Here is a 25,253-nt window from a genome sequence, read left to right as displayed (position 1 = left end):
ATGAACACCGCACAGCAAAGGCCTGCACGGGATGAGGCCTACAACTTCGCTTATCTGGACGAGCAGACCAAACGCATGATTCGTCGCGCCTTGCTCAAGGCGGTGGCGATCCCCGGTTATCAGGTGCCGTTTGGCGGGCGCGAAATGCCGCTGCCGTATGGCTGGGGCACTGGCGGGATGCAGCTGACCGCTGCGATCCTGGGCGCTGATGATGTGCTCAAGGTCATCGATCAGGGCGCTGACGACACCACCAACGCTGTCTCGATCAGGCGTTTCTTTGCCCGCACGGCCGGCATTGCCACCACCGAGCGCACGCCTGAGGCGACCGTCATCCAGACCCGTCACCGGATCCCGGAAACGCCGCTGCAGGCCGATCAGATCATGGTCTATCAGGTGCCGATTCCCGAGCCGCTGCGTTTCATCGAGCCCTCGGAAACCGAGACCCGGACCATGCACGCGCTGGATGATTATGGCGTTATGCACGTCAAACTCTACGAGGACATCGCCACCTTCGGCCATATCGCCACCAGTTACGCCTACCCGGTGATGGTCGATGAACGCTACGTGATGGACCCGTCGCCGATTCCCAAATTCGATAACCCCAAGCTGCACATGAGCCCGGCATTGATGCTCTTCGGTGCGGGGCGCGAAAAGCGTCTGTACGCCGTGCCGCCGTATACGCAGGTAGTAAGCCTGGACTTTGAAGATCACCCGTTCGAGGTGCAGCGCTGGGAGCAGTGCTGTGCGATCTGCGGCAGTCATGATTCCTTTCTCGACGAGCTGATTCTCGACGATGCCGGGACGCAGAGCTTTGTCTGCTCCGACACCGATTACTGCGCCCAGCGCGTCAAACAGCAGGAGAACGACCGATGATCAGTGCACGTTCATTGGACGCGGCGGGCGGGCGCCTTCCTGATGCGGTGCAGCCGCTGCTCAAGGTACGCGGCCTGACTCGCCTGTACGGTGTGCAGAAGGGCTGTCAGGACGTCAGTTTCGATCTGTACCCCGGCGAAGTGCTGGGCATCGTTGGCGAGTCCGGCTCGGGGAAATCCACGCTGCTCTCGCTGTTGAGCGGACGTTGCCCGCCGGACCGCGGCAGCATCGACTATCGCAGCAAGGCGGGCGACTGGTTCGACCTGTACAGCGCCAGTGAGGCGCAGCGGCGCACCTTGCTGCGCACCGAGTGGGGTTTTGTCGAACAGAACCCGCGCGATGGCCTGCGCATGGGCGTGTCGGCCGGCGCCAATATCGGCGAGCGTCTGATGGCGCAGGGGGTACGTAATTATCAGCAGTTGCGGGGTGCCGCGCTGGACTGGCTGACCCAGGTGGAGATCGATCCGCAGCGCATTGACGACCTGCCGCGGACCTTTTCCGGCGGCATGCAGCAGCGCCTGCAAATCGCCCGCAATCTGGTCTCCAGCCCCAGACTGGTGTTCATGGACGAACCCACCGGCGGGCTCGACGTGTCAGTGCAGGCCCGCTTGCTCGATTTGTTGCGCGGCCTGGTGCGGGAGCTGGATCTGGCCGTGGTCATCGTTACCCACGATCTGGCGGTCGCGCGGCTGCTCGCCGACCGGTTGATGGTCATGCGTCGCTCGGAAGTGGTCGAAAGCGGCCTGACTGACCAGATTCTCGATGACCCGCAACACCCGTATTCGCAACTGTTGGTGTCCTCGGTATTGCAGCCATGAGTCGCACTGTCCGAACAGCCTGTACAGAAGAGGTGAGCCCGATGACAACCTTGATCGAGGTCCGTGACCTGTCGAAAACCTTCACCCTGCATCAGCACAACGGCGTGGTCCTCAATGTGCTGCGCGGCCTGAATTTCTCGGTGCGCGCCGGCGAATGCCTGGTGCTCAGCGGGCAATCCGGCGCGGGCAAGAGCACGCTGCTGCGCACCCTGTATGGCAACTACCTGCCTGCCGCCGGCAGCATTCGCGTGCAGCATGAAGGCGAGTGGACCGAGCTGGTCGGCGCAACCCCGCGCCAGGTGCTTGAGGTGCGGCGCAAAACGCTCGGCTACGTCAGCCAGTTCCTGCGCGTGATTCCGCGTGTGTCCAGCCTGGACGTGGTCATGGAACCGGCTCTGGCGCGCGGCTGGTCCCGTGAGCAGGCGCAGGAGCGCGCGCAACTGCTGCTGGGGCGGCTGAATATTCCGCAGCGCCTGTGGCCGTTGGCGCCCAGCACGTTTTCCGGTGGCGAACAGCAGCGCATCAACATTGCGCGCGCGTTCATGGTGCCGTGGCCGGTGCTGCTCCTCGACGAACCGACTGCGTCATTGGACGACGCCAATCGCCGGGTGGTGCTGGAACTGGTCGATGAGGCCAAACAGGCCGGTGCCGCCCTGATCGGTATCTTCCATGACCGCGACGCCCGTGACGCTGTCGCCAATCGTCAACTCGACATGACCCCGGTGGACCTTACCGCCAAGGAGTTGCTGCAATGCTGAATGAACAGGTTTTCAGTAACGCCCGCGTGGTGACGGCCGAGCAGGTATTCACCGGCACTGTGGTGGTCCGTGACGGCCTGATTGCCGAGGTCGAGAGTGGATGCAGCCAGTTGAGTCAGGCCCAGGACATGCAGGGCGATTACCTGCTGCCGGGGCTGGTGGAATTGCACACCGACAACCTGGAAAAGCATCTGTCGCCGCGTCCGGGTGTCGACTGGCCGTCGATGTCGGCGGTGATCAGCCACGATGCGCAAATCGTCGCGGCGGGCATCACCACCGTGTTCGACGCGCTGTCGATCGGCGACATCAACCCCAAAGGCAAGCGCATGCAGCAATTGCCCGCCATGCTACAGGCGATTGCCGACGCCAATGCGGCAGGCCTGACTCGCGCCGAGCACGTGTTGCACCTGCGCTGCGAGGTCAGTCACCCGGACACCTTGAGCGTGTTTCGCGATCTGGTGGACCAGCCAATGGTGCAACTGGTCTCGGTGATGGACCACGCGCCCGGCCAGCGTCAGTTTGCCCTGGAGTCCAAGTACCGTGAGTACTACATGGGCAAGTACCACATGAACAATGAGGAAATGGACCGTTTCATCGTTGAACAGGTGGCCAACTCCAACGAGTACGCCGACCGTTACCGGCGTGCGATTGTCGAACTGTGCCTGGCGCGCGGCCTGTCGATTGCCAGTCACGACGATGCAACCATGGCGCATGTCGAGGAGTCGGCAGGTTTCGGCATGAACATCGCCGAGTTCCCGACCACGCTCGAAGCGGCCCGTGGCTGTCGGCAACTGGGCATGAGCGTGTTGATGGGCGCACCGAACATCGTGCGCGGCGGCTCGCACTCCGGTAACGTGGCGGCAGCATCGCTGGCCCGTGACGGGTTGCTGGATATTCTGTCCAGCGATTACTACCCGGCCAGCCTGTTGCAGTCTGCATTCATGCTCGCCGCTCAGGACAACGCATGTGACCTGCCGCAGGCGATCAACATGGTCAGCCGTACGCCGGCCGTGGCTGCCGGGTTGGCGGATCGTGGTGAAATACGTGTGGGGCTGCGCGCTGATCTGATCCAGGCGCGTGATCATGCCGGCCTGCCGGTTATCGACAGGGTCTGGCGACAAGGCAAGAGGGTGTTTTGATGGTTGGCAGGTTGATCTATCTCATCGGGCCGTCCGGATCAGGCAAGGACAGCCTGCTGGACGCGGCCCGGGATACCCTGGCGCAACGTGATTGCCGGGTCGTTCGGCGGGTGATCACCCGTTCCGCCGAAGCGGTGGGCGAGGCAGCCCAGGCGGTGACCGTCGAGCAGTTCGAGCAGATGCGCGAGCGAGGCGCGTTCGCCTTGAGCTGGCAGGCCAATGGTCTTCACTACGGCATTCCCGTCGAGATCGATCAGTGGCTGCTGGAAGGCCATGACGTCCTTATCAACGGCTCCAGGGCGCATCTGCAAAAGGCGCAGGCGCGCTATCCCACGCTGCTGGCGGTGTTGCTGACCGTCAATCAGGAGGTGTTACGCAAGCGCCTGCTGGCGCGCAACCGGGAAAGCCTCGCGGAAATCGAGGAGCGCCTTGCGCGCAACTCGCGCTTTGCCGGAGATTTGCTGGCGAGCAATCCGCAGGTTTTCCCGCTGGATAATTCCGCTGATCTGCAACACACCGTTGCCACGCTGCTCGGCTTGCTCGACAAGCGTCACGCATGCGCCTGACCCTGTTGGGCACCGGTGACGCCCGGCAGGTGCCGGTCTACGGTTGTCAGTGCGTGGCGTGTGCTGCCGCGCGGGCCGACCATGATCTGCGCCGCTTGCCGTGCAGCGCGCTGATCGAGTGCGCCGACCAACGCTGGTTGATCGACAGCGGCCTGACCGACCTCACCGAGCGTTTCCCACCGCGCAGCCTGAGCGGGATTCTGCAGACGCACTATCACGCCGACCATGCGCAGGGGCTGTTGCACCTGCGCTGGGGCCAGGGGCTGGTGATTCCGGTCCACGGCCCGGCGGATCCGGAAGGCTTGGCCGACCTCTACAAACACCCCGGTATTCTGGATTTCAGCCAGCCATTCGCGGCCTTCGAACGCCGTGCACTGGGTGCGTTGCAGGTCACAGCGCTGCCACTGGCGCACTCAAAACCTACGTTCGGTTACCTGTTCGAAGGCGACGGGCAACGTTTTGCCTACCTGACCGACACCGTCGGCCTGCCCGACGACACCCGCGAGTACCTGCAACGTGCACCGCTGGACCTGCTGGTACTCGACTGCTCGATGCCTCCACAGCCTCAGCCGCCGCGTAATCACAACGACTTGACGTTGGCGCTGCAAACCATCGAGTGGCTAAGACCGGGCAGGGCGGTGCTGACGCATGTCGGCCATACGCTGGATGCGTGGTTGATGGGGCGAGCGGGGCAACTGCCTGATCAAGTGTTCGTCGGTCAGGACAGGATGATCCTGTAAGACGCTGGCGCGAAAATTCTGTTCGCTGATCGCCCGCAATCCATCGCGCCAGACGCCTCGCGGCTTTGCCCGGTCCTGTCAGTAACCTGAGTCTGCCTGATGTCGCTCGGCCATGACTTTATCCATGCCTGGCAGGCTGCGACAATTTGTCTTAATGAACCGTTTAGTACATTCTGCGCGCCTGTGAAAATCCGACAGGTTTGAAAAATGACAAATGCGCAAAATACAGGGGCAGCCGGCAGGTTCCTGCTGCCTGGACTGGGTGGGTTGATCGCCTTGATCGGACTCGGGCTGGCAGGTGTAGGTGGCTATCTGGTAGCGCTCGGCGGCAGTTGGTTCTTCCTACTGATGGGCCTGGCGATGCTGGTCAGTGGTGCACTGATCGCCGCCCGCAAGCCCAAAGGTGCGTTACTGTATGGCATTGCCCTGATACTGACCGCCATCTGGGCTGTCTGGGATGCAGGCCTGCATTACTGGCCGCTGGTTTCCCGAGTATTGACCTTCGCCGTTATCGGCCTGGTGGTGGCACTGATCTATCCGACACTGGTTCGCGCCTCGGGTGCTCAGGCAGGCCGCGGTGCCTATGGCCTGGCCGGTCTGTTGGCCATTGGTGTTGTAGCGACCATCGGTTATATGTTCGTCCCGAGCCATGTGGTCAGCGCCGCCAGCATGCCTGATGTGATTCCGGTGGCTCCGGGCTCCGAGCAGAAGAACTGGGCGCACTGGGGCAATACCCCGGCAGGCAATCGCTTTGCCGCTTTGGATCAGATCAACAAAAGCAACGTCGACAAGCTGCAGGTTGCCTGGACCTTTCATACCGGCGACATCCCGCAAAGTACCGGGGCCGGCGCAGAGGACCAGAACACCCCGCTGCAAATCGGCGACACGGTTTACACCTGTACCGCTTACGGCAAGGTCTTCGCACTCGATGCAGATACCGGCACACAGCGCTGGAAGTTCGATCCTCAGGGCAGTGCGCCCAACTGGCAACGTTGCCGAGGCTTGGGCTACTTCGCGGCACCTGTAGCCGAAGCAGCGACAGCCAATGCGCCAGCACCATCAGTCTCAGGCGCATGCGTCGCGCGCGTGTTCCTGCCGACTGGCGACGCGCGTCTGATCGCACTCGACGCCAAGACGGGCGAGACCTGCAAGGACTTCGGCAGTCAAGGCGTGGTTGATCTGAAAACCGACATGGGCGAAGTCAAGGAGGGCTACTACCAGCAAACCTCGACGCCATTGGTGGCGGGCAATGTAGTGGTTGTCGGTGGTCGTGTTGCCGACAACTTCTCTACCGGTGAGCCACCGGGCGTAGTACGCGCCTACGACGTGCACACGGGTGAGTTGGTCTGGGCGTGGGATCCGGGTAATCCGAATACCACCAAACGTCCGCCCGCAGGCGAAACCTATACCCGTGGCACGCCTAACGTCTGGTCGGCCATGTCCTACGATGACAAGCTTGGCCTGATCTACCTGCCGACCGGTAACGCAACACCCGACTTCTTCGGCGGGACGCGTACCGAGCAGGATGACAAGTGGTCCTCGTCAGTCGTGGCGGTGGACGTCAAGACCGGTCAGGTGCGCTGGAGCTTCCAGATGACTCACCACGATCTGTGGGACTTCGACATTCCGGCGCAGCCGTTGCTGTATGACATCCCGGACGGCAAGGGCGGTACCCAGCCGGCACTGGCACAAGTCACCAAGCAGGGCGAGATCTTCCTGCTCAACCGCGAAACCGGCGTGCCGATCTCGCGGGTCGAGGAACGCGCTGTGCCGCAAGGTAACGTGCCGGGCGAACGCTATTCGCCTACCCAGCCTTTCTCGGTGGACATGCCGTCGATCGGCAACCAGACCTTGAAAGAGTCGGACATGTGGGGCGCCACGGCATTCGACCAGTTGATGTGCCGGATCGCCTTCAAAGGCATGCGTCACGAGGGTGTCTACACGCCACCGGGGCTCGACCCGGCGTTGCAGTTCCCCGGTTCGCTGGGCGGCATGAACTGGGGGAGTGTCTCGGTTGACCCGACCAACAGCTACATGTTCGTCAATGACATGCGCCTGGGCCTGGCCAACTACATGATCCCGCGCGACAAGATCGCCGCCGGTGCCAGCGGTATCGAAATGGGCGTTGTGCCACAGACCGGCACTCCTTTCGGGGCCATGCGTCAGCGTTTCCTGTCTGCCGTCGGCATCCCCTGCCAGGCTCCGCCGTTCGGCACCATGTCGGCAATTGACCTGAAAACCAAAAAATTGATGTGGCAGGTTCCGGTCGGCACCGTGAAAGACACAGGCCCGATGGGCATCCGCATGGGCCTGTCGATTCCGATTGGCATGCCGACGCTGGGCGCTTCGTTGTCCACCCAGTCGGGCTTGCTGTTCTTCGCCGGTACTCAGGACTTCTACCTGCGTGCCTTCGACAGCGGCAACGGCAATGAAATCTGGAAGGCCCGTCTGCCAGTCGGCAGCCAGTCCGGCCCGATGACCTATGTGTCGCCCAAGACCGGCAGGCAGTACATCCTGCTCACCGCAGGCGGCGCCCGCCAATCGCCGGATCGTGGCGATTACGTGATTGCCTACGCGTTACCCAAGTAACGCATGTCACCTCTGAGGGGCAGATGCTGCCCCTCAGCCTTGTTTATCTTGCTGCGCCGCTTTCACATCGCACCAATCTCCGGCTTGCCCGTTCTCGATCCGCCGTAAACCGGCGGATGCGTGACGATGTGCGTCAGGTCGACCGCCGAGGCCAGCAGTTTCTGTAGGTCCGGGCGTGGGCGAGACAAGCGTGGGTCATTCGCCGTCGCCTGTTCAAGCGCTTCGGCGCAGGCGAGCAGTTTTGCGTCGCCGCGGAACCCGCCGATCACCTGCAGCCCGAACGGCATGCCGTTGTGGTCGGTGCCGCAGGGCAGGGACAGCGCGGGGTTGGTGGTCAGGGTGATGGTGTAGCACAGCGCCAGCCAGCGATAGTAATTGTCCAGAGGCACGCCGTTGACTTCGCGCAGGTACAGCTCGCTCCAGGGGAAGGGCGAGACTGGCGTGGTGGGCGCGAGGATCAGGTCGTAGTGCTCGAATTGTTTTTGGAAGCCGCGAAAGATCCGGCTTTGCTCGCCATGCGCCTTGACGCAGTCCTGCAGTGACATCGCGGCACCCATGTCGAAATTGGCGCGGGTGTTGGACCCCAGTGCATCAGGATCGCGGTCGTGAGCGTCCTGCAGCCCGGCGACGAACGCTTCGGCGCGCAGGACGTCGAAGGTGCGATGGGCGTTGGTCAGGTTCAGGTCGATGGCTTCGCAGGACTTGAACAGCGATTTCAGGGCGCTGATCTTTTCCCGAAAGACGGCACGGATCCTGTCATCCACAGCACACGCGCCGAAGTCCTCGCTGTAGCCGACGCGCAGCTGGCTTAGGTCGACGGTGCGTGGTGCAAACGCGTCATCGGCAATGGCATAACTCAACGGATCGGACTGCCCCAGCCCGGCGCTGGCGCGCAGTTGCAGCAGGGTATCGGCAACGTTGCGACCCATCGGGCCTACCACTGAAATCGGTGTCCAGCCAAGCTTCTTGCGTTCGCTCGGTACCAGCCCTGGTGAGGGACGCAGGCCGACGATACCGCACAGCGCCGCGGGAATGCGCAGCGAACCGCCGGTGTCCGAGCCGCTGCACAACGGCACCATGTCGACGGCCAGTGCGGCGGCGGATCCACCCGAGGAACCGCCGGCGTTCAGTTCAGGATTGAACGGGTTACCGGTCGCGCCCCACACCACATTGCGGGTATTGGCGCCTGCGCCCAGTTCCGGAACATTGGTCTTGCCGACCACGATTGCCCCGGCAGCACGCAGGCGTGCGACGAACAGGTTGTCCTGCGCGGGAATGTTGTCGCGAAACAGTTGCGAGCCGTAGGTGGTGAGTACCCCGGCGGTTTCTTCCAGGTCCTTGATGCCGATTGGCAGGCCATGCAGCAGCCCCAGTGGCTTACCCTGCAGGACGGCATGTTCGGCCAGCAGTGCCTCGTCGCGGGCGCGCTCGAAACAGGTCGCGGCAAAGGCATTGAGCTTCGGGTTCAGACTTTCAATCCGCTCGATACAAGCGTCCAGCAATTCCACCGGAGAGAGCTGTTTGTTGCCGATCAGCGCACGCAGTTCGGTGGCGGATTTACCGAGCAGCTCGGACGAATTTTGCATGGAGTGTTCTCCCGAATGTCATCGTTCCGCACGCTCCGCGTGGGAATGCATTTCGTGACGCTCTGCATCACACATTTGCGTCGCGCCTCTTTTTCCAGATTGGGCGCACGTGGGCAGTCTCTTCAAACATCCCCCAACGCCAGTATCGTCCCGACCAGCGCCTGGCCTCTGGGCACCAGGGTGTTCAGTTCCAGGTACTCGCGGTCGGTGTGAACCTTGCCGCCCACCGGGCCGAGGCCACACAGGGTCGGGATCCCCAGGCTGGCGGTAAAACCCGAGTCGGCGCAGCCCCCGGTGAATTCGCCTTCCACGCTGAACCCCAGTTCCTGCGCAAGACCTTGATAAATACCCAGCAGTTCAGTGCTGTGCCGTGCTTCCATCGGCAGGAAGGTCGTGGCTTCCAGCAGTCTGGCTGACGTGCCGGGCAGTTCCTCTTCGGCGACGATCGCTTGCACGGCTGCAAGTATTTCCTCCCATTGCCGAAGCTCCACAAAACGTACATCGAGCTTCGCCGTAGCGCTGGGCGCTACCGTGTTGCTGGAGGTGCCGCCAGAGATCAGCCCGACATTGGTGGTGATGCCCGCTGCATAATCAGTCAACGCATGCAACTTGATCACCTTGTGCGCCAGCGCCTGAATGGCGCTTGCACCGTCGGCGTGATTGACCCCGGAATGCGCCGCGCGGCCGCTGACTTCGATAATCAGCGTGGCACCGCCTTTGCGCGCGCTGACCACATTGCCACTGGCGCGTCCCGGTTCGGGGTTAAGCACCGCGCGCGCCTGGCGGGCGTAGTGTTCGATGTGAGTGCGAGCGCTGGCGGAGCCGATTTCCTCGTCGCCGGTATACAGAATCTGCACCGGGAACGGCAGCGGGCCTGCGCGCTTCAAGGCCTTCAGCGCAAAGCAGTTGAGCACCAGTCCGCCTTTCATGTCGGCCACGCCAGGGCCGTAGGCCAGTTCAGCATCTTTGGTATAACCGCGAGCGGACGTGGTGCCTTTGGGAAATACCGTGTCGCGATGACCCAGCAACAACACTGGTTTGCCGGGGCCACCGGGCAATTCAGCCAGCAGCACATCGCCGAAACCCTCGACCGGGATACGCTCTACGCTGATTCCGTCAGCCTGCAATTGTGCGCAGAGCAGGTCACCGACTGCGTCGACGCCGACCTTGTCGTAACTGTTGGAATCGGTATCGACCAGGCGCTGCAGCAGCGCTTCCATCGCCTCATATTGCTCGGCCAGCCACGCGGTGGCGTGCAGTTGTGCCTCATTCATTCACTCAGCTCCTGTGCCCGCTGCTCCCGGGTCAGTCGTGCGCCGTCCGTGCCCAGGTCCCAGAACAGTCCGGCCATGATTTGCAGGCTCTCCTTGACCACCGGAGCCAGCAAGTGCTCGTCAGGTGCATGCTGCGAGCACGCCGGGTATGAGTGTGGCACCCAGACCGTCGGCAGGCCCAGCACTTCAGCGAATACGTCATTGGGCAGCGAACCGCCCAGATTGGGCAGCAGCGCGGGTTTCTTGCCCGTGGTGGCGGCCAGCGAATCCAGCGCCCAGCCGACCCACGGGCTGTCCGGTGACAGGCGCGTGGCGTGCATCACGTCCATGCGCGTCTGTCTGACCTCGACACGATCGAAGCCATGGGCATCCAGGTGCGCGCGCACCGCGGGGATGAAAGCGTTGTAATCACTGTCGACCACAAAGCGAATGTGACACAACGCGTGAGCCTTGCCGGGAATGGCGTGTACAGGGGCGTCCGGGTTGCCGGTCTTGAAGGCGAGCACGTCGAGGGTGTTCCAGCCAAAGACTTTTTCGCTGAGCGACAGCGCCGGGTTGCCCCAGTCGGCGTCGATGTCCGGATCGCCAGGGCCGCCGCCGACCTCGATATCCGCCAATGCGGCCTTCACCGCGTCGGGGATGGCCTTGGGCATGAGCCCCGCGACTTTCACCCGGCCATGCTCATCGACCATGCTCGCGATGGCATTGGCCAGAATGATCCCCGGGTTGGCCAGCAGACCGCCCCAATTGCCGGAATGGTGCGCGCCTTCGCGCAGGTTCACCGTCAGCTCGAAGTTGAACACCCCGCGCGAGCCGAGAAACAGGGTAGGGCGTGCCGCTGCGAGGCGCGGGCCATCGGAGGCGATGAAGATGTCGGCGGCGAGTTCTTCTGCGTGCGCCTGGCAGAACGCGCTCAGGCCGGGGGAGCCATCTTCCTCGCCCATTTCCAGAAGCAGTTTGACGTTGAAACCCAGCTTGCCGTCGCGCGCCTTGAGGGTCTGCTCCAGTGCCGTCAGGTTAATCAGGTGCTGGCCCTTGTTGTCGGCGGTGCCACGTCCGTACCAGCGCTCGCCACGTTCGATCACCTGCCACGGCGACAGGCCTGTCTGCCACTGTGCGTCATAGCCGCGAACCACGTCACCGTGGCCGTAACTGAGCAGCGTTGGCAGTTCAGGGGCTTCGATGCGCGTGGCGATCATCAGCGGGCCGCGTCCGGCGACCGGGTTGTCATGCACGGTAACGCTGAAACCCAGACGCTCGACATGCGGGGTGATGAACTCATGAAGATAACGATACAGCTCGGGCAGGCTTTCGGTCTCCTGGCTCTGGGTCGGGTAGGCAACGCTTTTGCCGAGCAGGGCGAAAAACGCGCCGTTGTCGAACTGTTCAGTGACGTTTTCGATGGCGTGCGAACGGCTACTCATGAGGGCATCTGCTCCAGAGGTTTTGAGGTGTCGTGCAGGTGGCAGCGAACGGTTCCGCCTTCGATGCGGCCAATGGCCGGGGCTTTTTCCTTGCACTGGGGCATGCAGGCCGGGCAGCGCGGATGAAAGGCGCAGCCGGACGGCGGCGACATGGGATTGGGAAAGGCCCCGTGCAAACCCAGATCGGGAATGCCCAAGTGCGGGTCCGGGGTCAGCACCGAGTCCAGCAACGCCTGGGTGTAGGGATGGCCAGGCCGGGCGAACAATGATTCGCGGCTGCGCTCTTCGACGATCCGCCCCAGGTACATGACCGCCACGCGGTCGGCCAGATGTTCGATGACGGCCAGGTTATGGCTGATCAGCAGGTAAGTCAGGCCGAATTCCTGTTTGAGGTCCTGCAACAGATTGAGAATCTGTGCCTGCACTGAAACGTCCAGCGCCGAAGTCGGCTCGTCGCAGATCAATACATCCGGGCGCATCACCAGCGCCCGGGCAATCGCCACGCGCTGGCGCTGGCCACCGGAAAGCTGGCTCGGGTAACTGTCGATCACGCGCTTGGGCAAGCCGACCACGTCCATCATCGCTTCGGCGCGCTGGCGACGTTCGGCCGGGGTGCCGATGCCATGCACGATCAGCGGCAGCGTGACGATCTCGCGCAGGGTCTTGCGCGGGTTGAGTGACGAGTAGGGGTCCTGGAAGATCGGCTGAATGCGCCGCGCCATCTCCTTGCGATCGGTGCCGGCAAGGTGCTTGCCGTTGACCAGTACGTCGCCACTGCTGGGCGCAAGCAGCCCCAGCAGCATCTTCGCCAGGGTACTTTTACCGCAGCCCGATTCGCCGACCAGCCCGAGTGTTTCGCCACGCATCAGACGCAGCGACACGCCATCGACGGCTTTGAGCGTGGCATTGGGTTTGAAAAAGCCACGGCTGATGCTGAATTCGCGGCGTATATCGCACAGCTCCAGCGCGATGTCTTTCTTGACGCTGGCAGCCGGGACCTGTTTCACGGCGGTATTCATGACGGTACGCCCTCACGGTGAAACACAGGTTCGGCACCCGCTGCGGCAAACAGGCAGCGAGTCATATGGTTGTGGCTATTGATCGGCGGGACGTCGTCGGCACAGGCGGGGATCGCTTGCGGGCAGCGATTGCGAAATGCGCAGCCGTGTTGTTCGCCGACCAGGCTGGGCACCAGCCCCGGAATCGACCCCAGCGGCTGACCCGGTTGAGTGCGTCCGGGGATCGGTATGCTCGCCAGCAAGCCGCGGGTATAGGGGTGTTGCGGGTTCTCGAACAACTCGATGGCCGGGGCGGTTTCGACGATCTGCCCGGCGTACATCACCGCAACCCGGTCGGCGATACGTGCCACCAGCCCCAGGTCGTGGGTGATGAAGATCACGGCCAGACCCAGCTCCTTCTGAATGTCGCGGATCAGGCGCAGGATCTGTGCCTGAATGGTCACGTCCAGCGCAGTGGTCGGTTCGTCGGCGATGATCACGTCCGGTTCGCACATCAGGGCCATGGCGATGATTACCCGCTGGCGCAGGCCGCCCGACAGTTGATGCGGGTACTGACGCAGGCGCTCGCCCGCATTGCTGATCCCGACTTTCTCAAGCATCTGCGCGGCGCGCTGCAGGGCCTCCTTGCGGGACACCTTGCGGTGTCGGGTAAGCACTTCGCTGAGCTGATCGCCGATGCTGTAGGCCGGGTTCAGCGAGGTCATCGGCTCCTGAAAGATCATCGCCAGGCGGTTGCCGCGCAGGTCGCACATCTGCCGCTCGCTCTGGGTCAGCATGTCGATGCCGTCCAGGCTCAGTGTCGTTGCGGTACGCCGGGCCTTGCGCGGCAGCAGGTCCATGAGTGCCAGCGAAGTCAGGGATTTGCCGCAGCCGGACTCGCCGACGATGCACAGCATTTCGCCGCGCTCGACCTGAAAGTCCAGGCCGCGCACTGCGTGGAGCGTGTCTTGGCCGAGAGGAATCTCGACACGCAGGTTTTCAACATGCAACAGCGCCATGTGCGTATCTCCTCTGTCAGTTGCGCCCGTCGGGCAGGATCAGGTCGCGCAGGCCGTCACCGACCAGATTGATGCCCAGCACCAGCACCATCAGGGCGACGCCGGGAATGGCGATGACCCAAGGGGAAAAGAACATGTACGGTTTGCCCTCGGCGATCATCAGCCCCCATGAAGGAATGGGCGGCTGCACGCCGACCCCGAGAAACGACAGTGCCGACTCGAGGAGGATCGCGTGAGCCATTTCCAGGGTAGCGACAACGATCAGCGCGCCGACCAGATTGGGCAGGATTTCGCTGGCCAGAATGCGCAGCGTCGAGCAGCCCAGGGCCTGGGCCGAGGCGACGTATTCAGCGTCGCGAATCTGCTGCACGGCAGCGCGCACCACCACGGCAAAGCGGTCCCAGAGCAGGCAGCCAAGCAGCACGATCACCACTTTCAGCGAGCCACCGATCAGCGACGCGGAGGCCAGCGCGATCATCACCACCGGCATCGCCAGGCGGGTGGTGATCAGGTAGCTGATCACCGCGTCGGTCTTGCCGCCGAAGTAGCCGGCCAGCAGGCCCATGATGGTGCCGATAACGCCGGAAATCAGTGCCGCCGAGAAGCCGATGAACAGCGAGATGCGTGCGCCGTAGAGCAGTCGCGACAGGTAATCGCGGCCCAGTTTGTCGGTGCCCAGCACGTAGTCCCAGGTGCCGTTGGCCATCCAGACAGGCGGTTTCATGCGCAGCATCACGTCCTGCGCATAAGGGTCGTAGGGGGCCAGCCAGGGCGCGAACAGGGCGCCGAGCAGGATAATCAGCAGCAATACTGCGCCGATGGCGAAGCCGCGATGCGCGAAGCTGCTGCGTAATGTGCGCCAGACGCTGCGCGCCGGAGGCTGGTAATCGTTGATCAGCAGCGGCGATGAGGTGGTTGTGCTCATGGGGCCTCCTATTTCACGCGGATGCGCGGGTCGAGCAGTGCGTTGAGCACGTCGGCCAGCAGGGTGAGGACGATGTAGATCACCGCGATCAACAGCACAACCGCCTGCACCACCGGAAAGTCGTCACGGGCAATCGCGTCCCAGGCCAACTGGCCAATGCCCTGCAGCGAGAAAACCGTCTCGATGACCACCGAGCCGCCGAGCATGAAACCGAATTCCACCGCGGCGAGGGCCACCACCGGAATCAGCGCGTTGCGCAGCGCATGCTTGAACAGCACGGTGGCGGGGCGCAGGCCCTTGGCCCGCGCGGTGCGGATGTAATCGGAGTTGAGCACGTCGAGCATGCCCGCACGGGTCAGGCGCATAATCGCGGGCGTGGCGTAGTAACCGAGGGCGATGGCCGGCATCACGAAGTGCGCCCAGGTCGAATTGCCCGACACCGGCAGCCATTTCAGGGTGACCGAAAACACCACGATCAACATCAGCGCGAACCAGAAACTGGGCATGGCCTGACCCAGTACCGCGATGCTCAGTGCCAGGCGATCGATCCACGTGTCGCGTTTCACGGCGGCCAGCACACCCAGCGGAATGGCGATCAGCAGCGCAATACTCAGGGCCATTGCGCCCAGCCCGAGGGTGATCGACAGGCGCGAGGCGATCAGGTTGTAAACCGACTCCTGGAAGAAGAACGAGTCGCCCAGATCAAGACGCACCACGTCGGCCAGCCATTCGAAATACTGCGTAACCAACGGCTTGTTGAGGCCGTACTGCACCCGGATCTGTTCGATCTGCTCGCTGGTGGCTTCCGGCCCGCCGATGGCAGTGGCCAGATCGCCGGACAGGTGCAGCAGGGAAAAGCTGATCACCGACACGGTAATCGCTACGCACAGGGCAATGCCCAGGCGGCGCAAGAGAAATCCGAACATGGCAAGTGACCTTGTGTTCAGGGAATGACGGGGGGGCTGACCCAACTGCAAGGCGCGTCATGCGCCTCACAGCCAGGCTTGCCGACGGTCTTGGTCAGGCGCTTATTTCCAGCTCGACAGCACGAAGCGCGGCAACTCGTCCGGGTAAGGCTTGAAGTTCAGGTCCGAGACATAGGCGTAGTTCATCGAGTAGTTGAACAACGGCGCCCAGTAAGCCTGCTCGCTGATGCGTTGCAACGCCTTGCGGTAGTTGTCCTTGCGCACCTGCGGGTCCAGCGCGTTGTCGGCGGTCTGCAGCCAGCCCTGGACTTGCGGGTCCTTGATGTTGTCGTCGGGATTGCCCTTGAACCAGGTGCCGGCCGACGCCGAGGTATCGAGGATCGAGAACGAGCCCCACGCCTGGAACGACATCGGTACCTTGCCGCCACGCTGCTGATCACGCAGAGCAGCGTACTTCAGGTAGCGCAGCTTGGCGTTGATGCCCACGGCGCGCAGGTTGCCGATGATGGCCTCCACGTAATCGCGGTCACGGTAGGCGAAGATTTCGGTTTCAAAGCCGTTCGGGTAGCCGGCTTCGGCGAGCAGCGCCTTGGCCTTTGCCGGGTCGTAGTTGTAGACCGTGGCTGCGCTGGTGTCGCAACCGAACTGGCCAGGGTAGCAGGCGACCTGCAACGGCTTGCTCTCGCCGCCGACCAGTTGCGAGGCCAGACCGTCACGGTTGATCGCGTGGTTGATCGCCTGGCGCACCTTCAGGTGTTTCATCGGCGAATCGGCGCTGGAGGTGCCGCGCGCATCCAGAATCAGAAAACCTATACGCATGGTCGCGCCGCTGGTGACCACCAGATTGGGCATGGCCTTGAGGTTTTCCGCCTGATCCGGTGCAACCCGCCAGGTCCAGTCGACGCCGCCGGTCATCAGCTCGGCCAGACGCGTTTCGGCATCGGCGATCACCCGGAAGTTGATGTGACCGATCTTCGGTTGACCCTGTGGGCTGTCCTTGAAGTAGTCCGGGTTCTTGTCCATTTTCACGCCTTCGCCGGTGGCGATGGCCGTCACCTTGTAAGGCCCGGTGCCGATCGGTTTACGGCTGAAGCCTGCCAGCCCGACTTCTTCGAAGTATTTTTTCGGGAACATCGGTACGGCGTTGGAGAGGTATTCCAGCGCAGGCGGGAAAGGCTTTTTCAGGTGCAGACGAACGCTGTAGTCGCCCAGCTTTTCGGCGCTCTTGATCCAGTCGACATTTTGTACCGTGACCACCTTGGACTCTGGAGACACCACATAATTGAGGGTGAACACCACGTCATCTGCGGTGAACGGGTCGCCGTTGTGAAACTTCACGCCTTGGCGCAGCTGGAAATCGATGGTCGTATCGTCGACCTGTTTCCAGCTGGTGGCGAGCATCGGCTGGTACTCGCCATTGTCCGGGTTGCGGTAGACCAGGTTGTCCCAGATCAGGCGACCGAGGATCACGCCTTCGCGCAAATCGTTGTGATAGGGGCTGATGTTTTCCGGTTCGCTGTCGGAGGCGTAGACCAGTGTGTCGTCGGCCTTGCCGGCCAGGACGGAGAAACTGCTGAACAGGCTCAATAGCGCGATGCTGCGAGCGAAACCCTTGATTCCCATGCCGTCGTCTCCAAAAGGCAAAGTGGATGTATCAAAGGGCAGTGGGTCGCAAATGCGAGAAGAGGGGGAAACAACGAGGCCGCAGTGTTCTTTTGATTGGGTTCTTTTGGTGAGTTGCGCCTCGACATGACTCTAGGCAAAGCGTATCAATGCCACAAGCACAATATTTCGAACCTTTCATTGCTGAAAAGGCAACGCAGGAGCAGTCATGCAACTCTATGGCGTACAGTCCACGGCCTTGCGCTACTTCCTCGAAGTGGCGCGGTGCGGATCGATCAGCGAAGCCTCGATCCGCCTCAATGTCGCGTCTTCGGCGGTCAGTCGACAGATCAGTAAACTGGAGCGGGAGCTGGACGCAGTGCTTTTTGAGCGCCAGGCGCGCGGCATGATGCTCAGCGAGGCGGGCGTTCGCCTGGCGGCCTACGCGCGCAAATCACAGCTTGAGGCCGAGCAGGTGGTGCTGGAAATCACCGAGCTGCAAGGCTTGCAGCGTGGGCATGTGCGCATCGCATGCTCGGAGGGCTTTGCCCTGGATTTTCTGCCGCAGTGCATTGCGCGTTTTCGGCGGCAGTATCAGGGTATCCATTTCTCGATGGAGGTCTGTGCTCCGGCGCAGGCCACCGAGCGGGTGCGCTCGGGCGACGCTGACCTGTGCCTGACCTTCAGCCTGACGCCGCAGAATGAGATCAAGGTCGAGCACATCCACAGCGGCGCGATCTGCGCGGTGGTCAGTCATAACCATCCGTTGGCGGCACGCAAGGAGGTCACGCTGGCTGAACTGCAGCCTTACGCCATCGCCCTGACCAATACCGACACGACCTTGCGCCAGTTGTTTGATATCTGCTGCGGCGTGCAGGGCCTGCTGTTCGACCCGGTGCTGACCAGCAACTACATCGGCGCCTTGCTGCGGTTTGTTCGGGAGGAGGGCGGAATCAGCCTGTCCAGCGAAATGACCCTGGATAAACGCGCCCATGAGAAACAGCTCAAATCGCTGCCGATCAGCGACGATGGCATGAAGGCACGGCGTATCGAGTTGCAAAGCATGGCCGGGCGCAACCTGCCCGCAGCAGTCACTGCCTTCCGGGATTTTCTGATCGAGGAGCTGGCAAAGACCTGAGCCGCTGGCGGTGTTACGTGGGCGCCGTGCGGGGTGAGTAACGTTTGGTTGATGAAGTTAACAATCATGATGTTATAGTGTAACGAATTTATGGCCGTGCACTGTACGGCTGTGAACCGCCAACATCAGGCTTCGCCCGCGTGGTGAAGTTCGCCAAAGAGACGAACGACGCACATGAACAAACCTCTCCCGGATGTTGCCCTGACGGAAATTTCCCCGGCGCTGGTTTCACTCGACTGGGTCGGCATGCAAGGTGTGGAAGTGCCGATCAGACTGGCTGAAGCGGGCATCCGTCATCCTGTTCACGCGCATGTCGATCTGCAGGTCGATCTGGCTGACCCGAGCGTCAAGGGTATCCACATGTCGCGACTCTATCGGCTGCTCGACGGCTACGCCGAGCATCAGATCGTCAGCCCCTATACGTTGTCGGCCTTGCTGGAAGCCATGGTCGAGAGCCACCTCGACTGCCACTCCAGTCATGCCCGACTGATGCTGAGCTTCAATCTGCTGTGCCGCCGCCCGGCGTTGATTACCGAAGGGCTCAGCGGCTGGAAATCCTACCCCGTGAAGCTCGATGCCACCTGGCATGCCGGTCGGCTGTGCCTCGACAGTTCGGTGGATATCACCTACTCCTCCACCTGCCCGTGCTCGGCTGCATTGTCTCGCCAATTGCTGGAAGAGGCATTCGCAGCGCGCTTCGGCAGGCAGTCGTTTGTCGATCCGATGCAGGTCGCGAGCTGGCTGCGCGAGAACGCATCGTTTGCCACGCCGCACAGCCAGCGCAGCGTTGCGACGGTGCAGGTGCGGGTGGCGGACCAGGCGACCGAGCTGGGCCTGATGACGCTGATCGATCTTGTCGAACAGGCGTTGGGCACCCCGGTGCAAACCGCGGTCAAGCGTGCCGACGAGCAGGCCTTCGCGCGGCTCAACGGCCAGAACCTGATGTACGTCGAAGACGCTGCGCGCAAGGTCCAGCAAGCACTTGAAGGCCGCTATGCAGCTTCCAGCGTCAGTGTCCGCCATTTCGAAAGCCTGCATCCGCACGATGCCGCTGCCCAGACTTCCAACTACCTGTCCTGAGGTTTCATTCCGTGATCCGTAAAAATCCTTCCGGCCATCTGCCGGTCATTGCCGAGTCCGCCTACATCGATAAAACCGCGATCATCTGCGGCAAGGTGATCATCAAGGACAACGTATTTGTCGGCCCCTACGCCGTGATCCGCGCCGACGAAGTCGATGCCACCGGGGACATGGAGCCGATCGTCATCGGGGCCAATTCCAACATTCAGGACGGCGTGGTGATCCATTCGAAATCAGGTGCTGCTGTCACCATCGGCGAGTTCACCTCGATTGCCCACCGCTCCATCGTGCACGGACCTTGCATGGTCGGAGATCGCGTGTTCATCGGTTTCAATAGCGTGTTGTTCAATTGCCAGGTCGGCAACGGCAGCGTGGTCAGGCACAACTCGGTGGTCGATGGTCGCGATTTGCCGGAGCACTTTTACGTGCCGTCCACCACCCGGATCGGGCCGGGCACTGACCTTTCGCAATTTCCACCGGTGAGCATTTCGGCTTCGGAATTTTCCGAAGATGTGGCGCACACCAACATTGATCTGGTGCGCGGCTACAAGGCGCTTCAGAACGAGTTCTGACCCAAGACACCCTTGACTCATTGCACTTCCGCCCACGGATCTGGATCTTTCATGACAACAGCTGTTCACTCAACCCGGGCACCCGCATCACGGCTGCGCTCGATCGATGCTCTGCGCGGGCTGATCATTCTTTTCATGTTGCTGGACCATGTCCGCGAAACGTTCTTCATGCACCACCAGGTCATCGACCCGATGGACGTCACGACCACCGCGCCGGAGCTGTTTTTCAGCCGGACGCTGGCGCATTTGTGTGCGCCACTGTTCGTCCTGCTGACCGGGCTTTCGGCGTTTCTCTACGGCGAGAAACATCAGGGCAAAAGCGACGTTTCGGCGTTCCTGCTCAAGCGCGGACTGTTTCTGATTGCGCTGGAATTCACGCTGGTGAGCTTTGCCTGGACCTTCCAGTTCCCGCCAACCATCATCTACCTGCAAGTGATCTGGGCCATCGGCCTGAGCATGGTCGCGCTGTCGTTGATGGTGTTTCTGCCGCGCTGGGCGCTGGTGGTCATCGGTGTGGTGATCATTGCCGGGCATAACCTGCTGGACACGGTGCATTTCGGTGTCGAGTCGGCCATGCACGTGCCGTGGGCGGTCCTGCACGACCGTGGCTGGATCGAGGCTTCCGATAACCTGCGCTTGCGCACGTCGTATCCGTTGTTGCCGTGGATCGGCATCATCGCACTGGGCTACGCCGCAGGCCCCTGGTTCTCAAGCAGCTACGACGCGGCGAAACGCCGTGCGAATCTGTGGAAGTGTGGGGCAGGGGCACTGCTGGGCTTCGTGGTCCTGCGCCTGATCAACGGCTACGGTGAAAAACCGTGGAGCGTCGGCGACAGCGGCATACAGACAGTCATGAGCTTCTTCAACATCACCAAATACCCGCCCTCGCTGCTGTTCATCTGCCTGACGCTGGGGATTGGTCTGCTGATCCTCATCGCCTTCGAACGCAGTCAGGAGAAAAGCGGGTTAAGGCCGCTGGTGGTGCTCGGTTCGGCGCCGATGTTTTTCTACCTGCTGCACCTTTACGTGCTGAAAGTCCTGTACCTGATTGCCTTGGCGATCTGGGGCACCAATCAGGGCACGTACTTCGGTTTCGACCACATGTGGGGAGTCTGGCTGACCTCGGTGGTACTGGCCGTTCTGCTGTTCCCGGCGGTGCGCTGGTTCGCCGCGCTCAAGGCCCGTCGTCGGGATATCAGCTGGCTGAAATACTTCTAATCCCCGCAACAGCGGTACGCCTGCTGGCGTACCGCGTCTCGCCTGGCGTCAATCTCCGTGCGCCCCGTAATTCATGATCGACAGCAGTTTGATCGGCACCTGCACCAGTTGCTCGGGGCCATGGGGGATGTCGCCGTCGAAGGTCAGACTGTCACCGGCCTGCATCGGATACAACTGGTTGCCGTGGCGGTAGATCAGCTCGCCTTCCAGCAGGTGCAGAAACTCCGTACCTGGGTGTGAAAAGGTCGGAAACTCTTCGCTGGCATCGTCCATCGTCACCATGTATGCCTCGAAACTCTTCTTCGGCCCACGGGTATGGTTGAGCAGGTGATAGGTGTGGCCTTTCTCGGTGCCGCGCCTCACCACTTCGAGTCCTTCATCGGCCTTCACCAGCAAGGCACTGCTGCCTTGCTGGTCGTACTGGCTGAACAGTTTGGACATGGGCATGCCCAGCACGTCGCACAGGCGGCTGAGGTTGTCGAGGCTGGTCGAGACCTGCGCGTTCTCGATCTTGCTCAGCATGCCCTGGCTGATGCCGGCGATGCGCGCCACGTCGGCGAGCTTCAGTTCCTGAGCCTGGCGCTGACGCTTGATCTGAATGCCCAGGTACTGCTCGAGCTTCAATTTCGGATGAGGGTCGGTCGGCATATTCATCGGCTTTGCACAGTTTCCGTTCAATAATTTTTATTTCGCACTGGGAATGTGCGTTTTGAAGCAGCCTTGGTCTGGCCGAGTCGCAGATTATTCCCAGAGGGAAAACGAGTTTCCCATATAAACAGCCGAATTACCCCTCCCGAGTCACTTCGTTTAACTGGCATACCAAACTGGCAAGCGCCTTGCATTCCTAAAGGGAAAGTAACTTTCCTGTTCGGAATATATCCCGAGAGGCAGTGAACAGCGGTCCTTCCCTGAAACGTTTTGCTTTTGCCAGGAGACACGTCCCATGTTGCCACCCGAAACACAGCGTCTGATCGAACAGCACGGCATCAAGTACGTACTGGCTCAGTTCGTCGACATTCATGGTTCGGCCAAGACCAAATCCGTTCCTGTGACAGGTCTGGAAATGGTTGCAGAGGACGGCGCCGGTTTTGCCGGTTTCGCGATCTGCGGCATGGGCATGGAGCCCCACGGGCCAGACTTCATGGCCAAGGGCGATCTGTCGTCGCTGACACCCGTGCCGTGGCAGCCGGGCTATGGACGTGTGGTGTGCATCGGCCATGTGGATGGCAAACCCTGGCCCTATGACAGCCGCTACGTGCTGCAGCAGCAGGTCGAACGCCTCAGTCAGCGTGGCTGGACCCTCAATACCGGTCTGGAGCCCGAGTTCAGCCTGTTCAAGCGCGATGTCACCGGCAGCCTGCAGATGGTCGATGCCAGCGATAACCTCGACAAGCCCTGCTACGACTACAAGGGGCTGTCGCGCTCTCGCGAGTTTCTCGAGCGCCTGACCGAGGCACTGCAGCCGGTGGGTTTCGACATCTATCAGATCGATCATGAAGATGCCAACGGCCAGTTCGAGATCAATTACACCTACAGTGAGGCCATGGAATCGGCCGACCGCTTCACCTTCTTCCGCATGGCCGCCGGAGAGATCGCCAATGATATGGGCATGATCTGCTCGTTCATGCCCAAGCCTGACCCCAAACGTGCCGGCAACGGCATGCACTTTCACCTGTCGATCGCCAGTGCCAGCAACAAGAACCTGTTCCACGATGCCAGTGACCCGAGCGGCATGGGGTTGTCGAAGCTGGCCTATCACTTCGCTGCGGGCCTGCTGGCTCATGGGCATGCGCTGTGTGCCTTTGCCGCGCCCACGGTCAACTCCTACAAACGCCTGGTGGTCGGCAACTCACTTTCGGGCGCCACCTGGGCCCCGGCTTTCATTGCCTTTGGTGCCAACAACCGCTCGGCGATGGTACGCGTGCCCTATGGCCGCCTGGAGTTTCGTCTGCCCGACGCCGGGTGCAATCCGTATCTGGTCAGTGCCGCAATCATTGCCGCAGGGCTGGACGGCATCGACCGGCAACTGGAGATCGATCACGTCTGCAACGAGAACCTCTACACATTGAGCCTCGAAGAGATTGCCGCACGGGGCATCAAGACCCTGCCGCAGTCGCTCAACGAAGCCTGCGACGCGCTGCAGGCCGACCCGTTGTTTGGCGAAGTGCTGGGCAGCGAGATTGTCGATGAATTCATCCGCCTCAAGCGCATGGAGTGGGTGGAATACAGCCGCCACGTGAGCGATTGGGAAGTGAAACGCTATATCGAGTTTTTCTAGCGGCACGTTTCAGGCTTCAGGCTGCAAGAAGAAGCTGGATTGCGGCGAATTTGATTTTTCTGTCTATGCGGTTGGCTTGCAGCGTGAAGCTTGCCGCTCCCGAACAAGGTGAGGCTTATGTGCGGAATCGTTGGTTTGTATCTGAAAAACCCGGCGCTGGAGTCGCAACTCGGCAAGTTGTTCGAGCCGATGCTCGAAGCCATGACCGACCGCGGACCGGACAGTGCCGGGTTCGCCATCTATGGCGATGAAGTGGCGCAGGGCTGGGTCAAGCTGACCTTGCAGGCCACCACCGAACAGTATGATTTCACGGCGCTGATCGCGGCGCTGCAAGACAGGTTGAGCGCGCCTCTGGACTGGTTTCAGAACGCCAGCGCCGTGGTCTTGAAGATTCAGGCCGAAGAAGCCCCGGTGCGTGCCGCGCTGACGGAACTGGCACCGAGCGTGCGCATCATGAGTGCCGGGCAGAGCATCGAGATCCTCAAGGGCATGGGCCTGCCGCGGGAGATTTCCGAACGCTTCGGTCTGGCGTCCATGAAAGGCAGTCACATCATCGGCCACACGCGCATGGCCACCGAAAGCGCCGTGACCATGGAGGGCAGTCATCCATTTTCCACGGGCTCCGACCTGTGCCTGGTGCACAACGGCTCGTTGTCCAATCACTTTCGTCTGCGCCAGAACCTGCGCCGCGAAGGCATTCACTTCGAGACCGACAACGACACCGAAGTGGCGGCGGGGTATCTGGCCTGGCGTCTGCAACAGGGCGACAGCCTGAAACAGGCGCTCGACAAGTCGCTCGAAGACCTTGATGGCTTCTTTACCTTCGCCATCGGCACACGCAATGGCTTTGCGGTGATTCGCGACCCGATCGCCTGCAAACCGGCGATCCTTGCCGAAACCGATGACTACGTCGCCATGGCTTCGGAATATCAGGCGCTGTCCAGCCTGCCGGGGATCGAAAACGCCAGGGTCTGGGAACCGGTCCCGGCCACCATGTACATCTGGGAACGCGAGCCAGCCGAGGGAGCACGTCCATGAAAACCGTCGATCTTTCCAACGCCACCGTGCGTGATCTCAATCAGGCCCTGCACGACCAGGTCAAGGAATTGCAGGACCGCGAATGGCTGGTCACGCATCCCGATGGCGCACACAACCTGGCGGTCGGCGTCAACGAAGCCATCTCCATCGATATCCAGGGCCACGCGGGTTACTACTGCGCGGGGATGAACCAGAAAGCGTCGATCACTGTGCACGGCAACGTCGGCGTCGGCTGCGCGGAAAACATGATGTCCGGCGCTGTGCGGGTCAAGGGCAGCGCCTCGCAGGCGGCCGGTGCGACGGCACATGGCGGCTTGCTGGTGATTGAAGGCGATGCCGGAGCGCGTTGCGGTATTTCCATGAAAGGTATCGACATTGTGGTCGGCGGCAGCATCGGCCACATGAGCTGCTTCATGGGCCAGGCCGGTCGGCTGGTGGTCTGTGGCGACGCCGGTGATGCGCTGGGCGACTCGTTGTATGAAACGCGGATCTACGTCAAAGGCAAGGTCGAGTCACTGGGCTCTGACTGCATCGCCAAGGAGATGCGTGAAGAGCATCTGCAGGAGCTGCAGGAGTTGCTCAATCGCGCTGGCTTCAACGAGAAGGCAGCGGATTTCAAACGCTACGGCTCGGCCCGTCAGCTTTACAACTTCAAAGTCGATAACGCCTCCGCGTACTGATTCAGGAGCATT

The 25,253-nt window shown here is 61.7% G+C and carries 23 protein-coding genes; 14 read left to right on the top strand and 9 right to left on the bottom strand.

Annotated elements, in window-relative coordinates; translation table 11 throughout:
• The 7 genes from BLR16_RS15870 (at nucleotide 1) to BLR16_RS15840 (ending at nucleotide 7,483) form a co-directional block, all read left to right on the top strand.
• Nucleotides 1–873, top strand: coding sequence for an alpha-D-ribose 1-methylphosphonate 5-phosphate C-P-lyase PhnJ (locus tag BLR16_RS15870; protein WP_003432920.1), 873 nt, complete (start codon nucleotides 1–3; stop codon nucleotides 871–873).
• Nucleotides 870–1,691 (top strand): phosphonate C-P lyase system protein PhnK, encoded by an 822-nt coding sequence (phnK, locus tag BLR16_RS15865; protein ID WP_032609383.1) that lies wholly within the window; start codon nucleotides 870–872, stop codon nucleotides 1,689–1,691. Before BLR16_RS15870 ends, phnK begins: the two co-directional genes overlap by 4 nt.
• A gap of 41 nt (nucleotides 1,692–1,732) precedes the next feature.
• The gene (gene phnL / locus BLR16_RS15860; protein ID WP_003367180.1) at nucleotides 1,733–2,449 is read left to right on the top strand and encodes a phosphonate C-P lyase system protein PhnL; all 717 of its coding nucleotides are present in this window, start codon (nucleotides 1,733–1,735) and stop codon (nucleotides 2,447–2,449) included.
• Nucleotides 2,443–3,588 carry an alpha-D-ribose 1-methylphosphonate 5-triphosphate diphosphatase gene (locus BLR16_RS15855; protein ID WP_074808192.1) on the top strand — a complete coding sequence of 382 codons (1,146 nt, stop codon included), beginning with the start codon at nucleotides 2,443–2,445 and terminating at the stop codon, nucleotides 3,586–3,588. Before phnL ends, BLR16_RS15855 begins: the two co-directional genes overlap by 7 nt.
• A complete protein-coding gene (gene phnN / locus BLR16_RS15850) occupies nucleotides 3,588–4,154 on the top strand; it encodes a phosphonate metabolism protein/1,5-bisphosphokinase (PRPP-forming) PhnN (protein WP_024663751.1) in 567 nt (188 codons plus the stop codon). The genes BLR16_RS15855 and phnN overlap by 1 nt, the downstream gene beginning before the upstream one ends.
• Entirely contained in the window at nucleotides 4,145–4,894 is a 750-nt protein-coding gene (phnP, locus tag BLR16_RS15845) for a phosphonate metabolism protein PhnP (RefSeq protein WP_074808189.1), read from the top strand. Before phnN ends, phnP begins: the two co-directional genes overlap by 10 nt.
• Before the next feature lie 207 nt (nucleotides 4,895–5,101).
• The gene (locus tag BLR16_RS15840) at nucleotides 5,102–7,483 is read left to right on the top strand and encodes a glucose/quinate/shikimate family membrane-bound PQQ-dependent dehydrogenase (RefSeq protein ID WP_074808186.1); all 2,382 of its coding nucleotides are present in this window, start codon (nucleotides 5,102–5,104) and stop codon (nucleotides 7,481–7,483) included.
• Nucleotides 7,484–7,545: 62 nt separating this feature from the next.
• Here BLR16_RS15840 and BLR16_RS15835 read toward each other — a convergent pair whose 3' ends face one another.
• The 8 genes from BLR16_RS15835 to BLR16_RS15800 all read right to left on the bottom strand — a co-directional run bounded on the left by BLR16_RS15835 (nucleotide 7,546) and on the right by BLR16_RS15800 (nucleotide 17,258).
• Nucleotides 7,546–9,069: an amidase gene (locus BLR16_RS15835; RefSeq protein ID WP_074808182.1), complete on the bottom strand. Its 1,524-nt coding sequence runs from the start codon at nucleotides 9,067–9,069 to the stop codon at nucleotides 7,546–7,548.
• A gap of 122 nt (nucleotides 9,070–9,191) precedes the next feature.
• The gene (locus BLR16_RS15830) at nucleotides 9,192–10,343 is read right to left on the bottom strand and encodes a M20 family metallopeptidase (RefSeq protein WP_074808180.1); all 1,152 of its coding nucleotides are present in this window, start codon (nucleotides 10,341–10,343) and stop codon (nucleotides 9,192–9,194) included.
• The gene (locus tag BLR16_RS15825) at nucleotides 10,340–11,767 is read right to left on the bottom strand and encodes a M20 family metallopeptidase (RefSeq protein ID WP_074808175.1); all 1,428 of its coding nucleotides are present in this window, start codon (nucleotides 11,765–11,767) and stop codon (nucleotides 10,340–10,342) included. The genes BLR16_RS15830 and BLR16_RS15825 overlap by 4 nt, the downstream gene beginning before the upstream one ends.
• Nucleotides 11,764–12,786, bottom strand: coding sequence for an ABC transporter ATP-binding protein (locus tag BLR16_RS15820; RefSeq protein WP_003432910.1), 1,023 nt, complete (start codon nucleotides 12,784–12,786; stop codon nucleotides 11,764–11,766). Before BLR16_RS15820 ends, BLR16_RS15825 begins: the two co-directional genes overlap by 4 nt.
• Entirely contained in the window at nucleotides 12,783–13,784 is a 1,002-nt protein-coding gene (locus BLR16_RS15815) for an ABC transporter ATP-binding protein (RefSeq protein ID WP_004418028.1), read from the bottom strand. Before BLR16_RS15815 ends, BLR16_RS15820 begins: the two co-directional genes overlap by 4 nt.
• A 16-nt stretch (nucleotides 13,785–13,800) precedes the next feature.
• A complete protein-coding gene (locus tag BLR16_RS15810; protein ID WP_003367201.1) occupies nucleotides 13,801–14,709 on the bottom strand; it encodes an ABC transporter permease in 909 nt (302 codons plus the stop codon).
• Between the two features lie 8 nt (nucleotides 14,710–14,717).
• Nucleotides 14,718–15,635 carry an ABC transporter permease gene (locus tag BLR16_RS15805; RefSeq protein ID WP_002553855.1) on the bottom strand — a complete coding sequence of 306 codons (918 nt, stop codon included), beginning with the start codon at nucleotides 15,633–15,635 and terminating at the stop codon, nucleotides 14,718–14,720.
• Nucleotides 15,636–15,737: 102 nt separating this feature from the next.
• Nucleotides 15,738–17,258, bottom strand: coding sequence for an ABC transporter substrate-binding protein (locus BLR16_RS15800; protein WP_003367204.1), 1,521 nt, complete (start codon nucleotides 17,256–17,258; stop codon nucleotides 15,738–15,740).
• Between the two features lie 208 nt (nucleotides 17,259–17,466).
• Between BLR16_RS15800 and BLR16_RS15795 the strand changes: the two genes are divergently transcribed.
• From BLR16_RS15795 to BLR16_RS15780, 4 genes are all read left to right on the top strand, one after another.
• Nucleotides 17,467–18,375, top strand: coding sequence for a LysR substrate-binding domain-containing protein (locus BLR16_RS15795; RefSeq protein ID WP_054081821.1), 909 nt, complete (start codon nucleotides 17,467–17,469; stop codon nucleotides 18,373–18,375).
• Nucleotides 18,376–18,549: 174 nt separating this feature from the next.
• A complete protein-coding gene (gene folE2 / locus BLR16_RS15790; protein WP_054081820.1) occupies nucleotides 18,550–19,455 on the top strand; it encodes a GTP cyclohydrolase FolE2 in 906 nt (301 codons plus the stop codon).
• Between the two features lie 11 nt (nucleotides 19,456–19,466).
• On the top strand, nucleotides 19,467–20,027 hold the full coding sequence (locus BLR16_RS15785; RefSeq protein WP_003367212.1) for a gamma carbonic anhydrase family protein: 561 nt from the start codon (nucleotides 19,467–19,469) through the stop codon (nucleotides 20,025–20,027).
• A 51-nt stretch (nucleotides 20,028–20,078) separates the two neighbouring features.
• On the top strand, nucleotides 20,079–21,245 hold the full coding sequence (locus BLR16_RS15780; protein ID WP_003432906.1) for an acetyltransferase domain-containing protein: 1,167 nt from the start codon (nucleotides 20,079–20,081) through the stop codon (nucleotides 21,243–21,245).
• A gap of 48 nt (nucleotides 21,246–21,293) precedes the next feature.
• Here the strand turns inward: BLR16_RS15780 and BLR16_RS15775 are convergent, their stop codons facing one another.
• Entirely contained in the window at nucleotides 21,294–21,899 is a 606-nt protein-coding gene (locus BLR16_RS15775; RefSeq protein WP_003423969.1) for a helix-turn-helix domain-containing protein, read from the bottom strand.
• Nucleotides 21,900–22,188: 289 nt separating this feature from the next.
• On the opposite strand from BLR16_RS15775, the gene glnT reads away from it, so the two are divergent.
• The 3 genes from glnT (at nucleotide 22,189) to BLR16_RS15760 (ending at nucleotide 25,241) form a co-directional block, all read left to right on the top strand.
• The gene (gene glnT, locus BLR16_RS15770) at nucleotides 22,189–23,523 is read left to right on the top strand and encodes a type III glutamate--ammonia ligase (protein ID WP_092194353.1); all 1,335 of its coding nucleotides are present in this window, start codon (nucleotides 22,189–22,191) and stop codon (nucleotides 23,521–23,523) included.
• Between the two features lie 117 nt (nucleotides 23,524–23,640).
• On the top strand, nucleotides 23,641–24,561 hold the full coding sequence (locus tag BLR16_RS15765; protein WP_074808165.1) for a class II glutamine amidotransferase: 921 nt from the start codon (nucleotides 23,641–23,643) through the stop codon (nucleotides 24,559–24,561).
• Nucleotides 24,558–25,241, top strand: a complete 684-nt coding sequence (locus tag BLR16_RS15760) for a GltB/FmdC/FwdC-like GXGXG domain-containing protein (RefSeq protein WP_003432904.1) — start codon at nucleotides 24,558–24,560, stop codon at nucleotides 25,239–25,241. Before BLR16_RS15765 ends, BLR16_RS15760 begins: the two co-directional genes overlap by 4 nt.
• The last annotated feature ends 12 nt before the right edge of the window (nucleotides 25,242–25,253 follow it).

Source organism: Pseudomonas sp. BS3767, assembly GCF_900099665.1.
Taxonomy (GTDB): domain Bacteria; phylum Pseudomonadota; class Gammaproteobacteria; order Pseudomonadales; family Pseudomonadaceae; genus Aquipseudomonas; species Aquipseudomonas cerasi.
This window is presented reverse-complemented; position numbering and strand designations above follow the sequence as displayed.

Coding starts and splice junctions, on each gene's coding strand:
- BLR16_RS15780 (WP_003432906.1), top strand. CDS start 20,079: ATGACAACAGCTGTTCACTCAACCCGGGCACCCGCATCACGGCTGCGC.
- BLR16_RS15820 (WP_003432910.1), bottom strand. CDS start 12,786: ATGAATACCGCCGTGAAACAGGTCCCGGCTGCCAGCGTCAAGAAAGAC.
- phnP (WP_074808189.1), top strand. CDS start 4,145: ATGCGCCTGACCCTGTTGGGCACCGGTGACGCCCGGCAGGTGCCGGTC.
- folE2 (WP_054081820.1), top strand. CDS start 18,550: ATGAACAAACCTCTCCCGGATGTTGCCCTGACGGAAATTTCCCCGGCG.
- BLR16_RS15795 (WP_054081821.1), top strand. CDS start 17,467: ATGCAACTCTATGGCGTACAGTCCACGGCCTTGCGCTACTTCCTCGAA.
- phnK (WP_032609383.1), top strand. CDS start 870: ATGATCAGTGCACGTTCATTGGACGCGGCGGGCGGGCGCCTTCCTGAT.
- BLR16_RS15815 (WP_004418028.1), bottom strand. CDS start 13,784: ATGGCGCTGTTGCATGTTGAAAACCTGCGTGTCGAGATTCCTCTCGGC.
- glnT (WP_092194353.1), top strand. CDS start 22,189: ATGTTGCCACCCGAAACACAGCGTCTGATCGAACAGCACGGCATCAAG.
- BLR16_RS15830 (WP_074808180.1), bottom strand. CDS start 10,343: ATGAATGAGGCACAACTGCACGCCACCGCGTGGCTGGCCGAGCAATAT.
- BLR16_RS15760 (WP_003432904.1), top strand. CDS start 24,558: ATGAAAACCGTCGATCTTTCCAACGCCACCGTGCGTGATCTCAATCAG.
- BLR16_RS15810 (WP_003367201.1), bottom strand. CDS start 14,709: ATGAGCACAACCACCTCATCGCCGCTGCTGATCAACGATTACCAGCCT.
- BLR16_RS15870 (WP_003432920.1), top strand. CDS start 1: ATGAACACCGCACAGCAAAGGCCTGCACGGGATGAGGCCTACAACTTC.
- phnL (WP_003367180.1), top strand. CDS start 1,733: ATGACAACCTTGATCGAGGTCCGTGACCTGTCGAAAACCTTCACCCTG.
- BLR16_RS15805 (WP_002553855.1), bottom strand. CDS start 15,635: ATGTTCGGATTTCTCTTGCGCCGCCTGGGCATTGCCCTGTGCGTAGCG.
- BLR16_RS15765 (WP_074808165.1), top strand. CDS start 23,641: ATGTGCGGAATCGTTGGTTTGTATCTGAAAAACCCGGCGCTGGAGTCG.
- BLR16_RS15840 (WP_074808186.1), top strand. CDS start 5,102: ATGACAAATGCGCAAAATACAGGGGCAGCCGGCAGGTTCCTGCTGCCT.
- BLR16_RS15825 (WP_074808175.1), bottom strand. CDS start 11,767: ATGAGTAGCCGTTCGCACGCCATCGAAAACGTCACTGAACAGTTCGAC.
- BLR16_RS15800 (WP_003367204.1), bottom strand. CDS start 17,258: ATGGGAATCAAGGGTTTCGCTCGCAGCATCGCGCTATTGAGCCTGTTC.
- BLR16_RS15855 (WP_074808192.1), top strand. CDS start 2,443: ATGCTGAATGAACAGGTTTTCAGTAACGCCCGCGTGGTGACGGCCGAG.
- BLR16_RS15835 (WP_074808182.1), bottom strand. CDS start 9,069: ATGCAAAATTCGTCCGAGCTGCTCGGTAAATCCGCCACCGAACTGCGT.
- BLR16_RS15775 (WP_003423969.1), bottom strand. CDS start 21,899: ATGAATATGCCGACCGACCCTCATCCGAAATTGAAGCTCGAGCAGTAC.
- phnN (WP_024663751.1), top strand. CDS start 3,588: ATGGTTGGCAGGTTGATCTATCTCATCGGGCCGTCCGGATCAGGCAAG.